Consider the following 3871-nt stretch of genomic DNA (forward strand, 5'->3'; position numbering starts at 1 on the left):
TCATCTGAAGCATTATCGACAATAATGAGCTCGTAATCGCTGACCAATAACGCAATCCGTCGAGCCGCTTCTGAAAGGATGCGTTCAAGCTGTGTGGATTGGTTCCGGACAACGAACACCATCGACAAAAAGACTGGAAAATGCTCCAGACGTTTAAATTTCAAGCTTTGTCCCCAATTCCACAACCCGGTTCGCAGGTATCTTGAAAAAGTCGGTCGGCTTCGCAGCGTTGCGATGCAGCCACGCGAAAATGCGCGCGCGGAGAACCGGCATGCCCGGCAATTGCGCTGGCGTCACCGTTTCGCGCGCGATGAAAAAGGAGGTCTCCATCCATTCAAACGCCATGCGATGCTGCGTTTCAAGCAAATGTAATACTGCCTGAACATCAGGCGTTTCATTGAATCCGTAGTGTGCGCGCACCACAAAGAGTCCATGATTCAGTGCTTCAAGTTCAATGCGGCGTTGAGCATCCACATACGGTACATCGTGCGCGACAAAGGTCATCAACAGGGTGCGTTGATGCAGCACCTTATTATGTTTCAGATTGTGAAGCAGGCTGGTGGGCACAAAAGCATCGTTCCCCATTAAGTAGACCGCCGTGCCTTCGACGCGGTGCGGCGGATAGGTCAGCAGTCCCTCGATAAACGGGCGCAGTTCGATCCCTTCGGCGGCGGCGCGGGCCTGAACGCGCGCGCGGCCCTGGGTCCAGGTCATCAGCAGGAAGAACAGCGCGCCGCCCAGCGACAATGGCAGCCAGCCGCCTTCAGCTACTTTCAGCAGGTTTGCGCCGAAAAATGCGCTATCCACGGTGATGAAAACAGCGCTGATGAGCGCGACGAGTCCGCGATGCCAGCGCCAGACTTTCAGCATCACCACGCAGGCGAGCGCAGTGGTCATGATCATCGTCGTTGCGACCGCAATGCCGTAGGCGGCGGCCAGTCTGCCTGAATGTCGAAAGCCCAGCGCGATGCAGACGACGGCCGCGAGCAATACGCCATTGACCAGCGGAATATAAATCTGTCCAATCGCGCGCGCCGAGGTGTGGATAATATTCATGCGCGGCATCAGCCCAAGCTGGATTGCCTGACTGGTCAGCGAAAACGCGCCCGAAATGACGGCTTGCGCGGCAATCACCGTCGCCGATGTGGCGAGTAGGATCAAAGGAAAGAGCGCCCAGTCCGGCGCAAGCCAGTAGAAAGGATTTTCAAGCGCCCAGGGCTGCGTAAGCAGCAGCGCGCCTTGACCAAAGTAGTTCAGCACCAGCGCCGGCATCACGATGGCATACCAGGCAAGGCGAATTGGACGCGCGCCGAAATGACCCATATCGGCGTAGAGCGCTTCCGCGCCGGTCAGCGCCAGAAACACCGAACCGAGCACGATCACGCCAAGCCGCGGCTGGCTCGACATAAAGCGCAGCGCATGGACGGGGTTGAGCGCTCCTAAAATCGCGGGCGCATGCGCGATTTGCCAGAGTCCCAGCGCGGCGAGCGTGATGAACCACAGCAGCATCACGGGGCCGAACAGCGCGCCGACCGTCTGCGCGCCATACCGCTGAATCGCAAACAGGACGGTCAGGATCAGCAGAGTGATCGGCAGCACAAGGGCCGATAAATGCGGCGCAGCAATATGCAGTCCTTCCACTGCGGATAACACCGAGATGGCGGGCGCAATCGCCGCATCGCCGTAAAACATGCAGGCGCCGAACAACCCCAGCATGAGCATCCGCGCCGCTGCCTTGCTCTGCCGGGGAATACGGGAGAGTCCCAGCGCCATCAGCGCAAGCGGGCCGCCTTCGCCGTGATTGTCCGCGCGCATGATGAACCACACATATTTAACCGCGACGACCATCACAATCGCCCAGCACAACAGTGACAGCACGCCAAAAACAGAAGATGTATTCAGCGCGATGCCGTGGTCCGGATGGAACGCCTCTTTTAAGGCATACAGCGGGCTGGTGCCGATATCGCCGAATACAATGCCGAGCACAGCAAGAATCAGCGCAGGGGCGGAGTGCGCGCGCGGCCTTTCGTTCATTTAGAAAAAAGTTTTCAATCGAATGGATGGCGCACCAAAATCATCGCATCCCGCTGCGGGCCGGTTGAAATCAGATCGATGGGGACGCCCGCCGCCGCTTCAATGCGCCGCAGATAGGCGCGCGCATTGGCTGGCAGATCGTCCCAGGCGCGTATTCCCGCGGTGCTGGTTTTCCATCCAGGGTGATCTTCGTACACCGGTTCACATTGCGCGGCAAGCGAAGCGCTCGATGGCAGCGCATCGACGCGGCGGCCGTTCAGACGATAACCGGTGCACAGGCGGATGGAATCAAAGGCGTCGAGCACGTCCAATTTGGTAATACACAGGCCGGAAGCGCTATTGAGTTGCAGCGAACGCGCGAGCGCGGCGGTATCCAGCCAGCCGGTGCGGCGCGGCCGGCGGGTGACCGACCCGAATTCATGGCCGGTGCGCGCGAGGGCCGCGCCGGCCTGCGCGCAACGCGCGGGATTGTTGGCATCGTATAACTCGCTTGGGAAAGGGCCGCTGCCCACGCGCGTGCAATACGCTTTGGCGACGCCCAGAATGTAATGCAATTGCCGCGGCCCGACGCCCGCGCCCGTTGCAGCCGCGCCAGCCACGCAATGGCTGCTGGTCACAAAGGGATAAGTGCCATGATCGACATCGAGCAGCGCGCCTTGCGCGCCCTCAAACAGTAAATGGCGACCCGCGCGGTTTTCCGCATCCAGGCAGGCGGGAATATTGGCCATCAGCGGCGCGAACTGATCGGCATAGGCGAGCGCCGCATCCAGCGTGCGCGCTTCGTCCACCGGCGCGGCATTCAGATAACGGCTCAGTATGAAATTGTAGAAATCCAGATTTTCGCGCAGCCGCGCTTTGAAATGCGCTGCATCGAATACATCCTGAACGCGCAAAGCGCGGCGCGCGGCTTTATCCTCATAGGCCGGGCCAATGCCGCGGCCAGTGGTACCGATTCTTTCATTGTTTGCGCGCGCTTCGCGCGCCTGGTCAAGCGCAATGTGATACGGCAATATCAGCGCTGCCGCGCCGGAGATGAATAAGCGGCTGCGCACTTCAAGCCCCGCCGCCTCCAGCTCGCCGATTTCGTTGAATAAGGCTTCAGGCGATAGCACCACCCCGTTCCCGATATAGCATTTGACCTGCGGATGCATGATGCCGGATGGAATCAGCCGCAGAATCGTTTTGCGGCCCTCAATCCATAAGGTGTGTCCGGCGTTATGGCCGCCCTGAAAACGCACCACGCCATGCGCGCGCTCGGTGAGCCAATCGACCACTTTGCCTTTGCCTTCATCGCCCCATTGAGCGCCCACGATAACGATATTACGACCCAGAGCGTTTTTCAGCGGCTTGCACTGCGTCTCTGCGCGCTCGCCGTATGAGCTCGCTGCGGGGTCGCCTCCATCGCTGCGCGATGGAGGCCTGCTCCGCCCGCATCGATCTCCATACTGTCTTTGCGCTTGCTCCTTGTGCAAGCTCGCTGAAAAACGCTCTGAGTATGCGGTGCTGCTGGACATAAATCCATCTATGCAGAGTTAAAAACGCATCTTACCCGCAACGCGCGCGCAGCAGCCGCAAACCGTTGCCAATCACAAGCAGACTTGCGCCGGCATCGGCGAATACCGCCATCCACATCGTGCCCGCACCCAACAGCGTGAGGGCCAGAAAGGCCGCTTTGATACCGAGCGCGATCACCATATTCTGGATAAGGACCGCGTGCGCGGCGCGCGACATCCGGATAAACAGCGGCAGTTTGCGCAGATCATCATCCATCAGCGCGACATCGGCGGTTTCCATCGCCGTATCGTTGCCCAGCGCGCCCATCGCAAAACCGATCTCG

2 protein-coding genes and 1 pseudogene are annotated in these 3871 nt (G+C 59.6%); all 3 read right to left on the reverse strand.

Annotated elements, in window-relative coordinates:
* Positions 1-153: 153 nt before the first annotated feature.
* Positions 154-2034, reverse strand: a complete 1881-nt coding sequence (locus CAGGBEG34_RS08555) for a potassium transporter Kup (RefSeq protein WP_006683265.1) — start codon at positions 2032-2034, stop codon at positions 154-156.
* A gap of 14 nt (positions 2035-2048) precedes the next feature.
* Complete coding sequence (locus tag CAGGBEG34_RS08560) at positions 2049-3365, reverse strand: adenylosuccinate synthase (protein WP_006683266.1); 1317 nt, start codon at positions 3363-3365, stop codon at positions 2049-2051.
* A gap of 214 nt (positions 3366-3579) precedes the next feature.
* Positions 3580-3871 (reverse strand): annotated as a pseudogene (locus CAGGBEG34_RS08565) (heavy metal translocating P-type ATPase); the annotation flags it as partial.

The organism is Candidatus Glomeribacter gigasporarum BEG34, assembly GCF_000227585.1.
GTDB classification, from domain to species: domain Bacteria; phylum Pseudomonadota; class Gammaproteobacteria; order Burkholderiales; family Burkholderiaceae; genus Glomeribacter; species Glomeribacter gigasporarum_B.

What these genes read in the sequence shown, in the direction of transcription:
- CAGGBEG34_RS08555 (WP_006683265.1), bottom strand. Translation starts at nt 2,034, where the DNA reads ATGAACGAAAGGCCGCGCGCGCACTCCGCCCCTGCGCTGATTCTTGCT.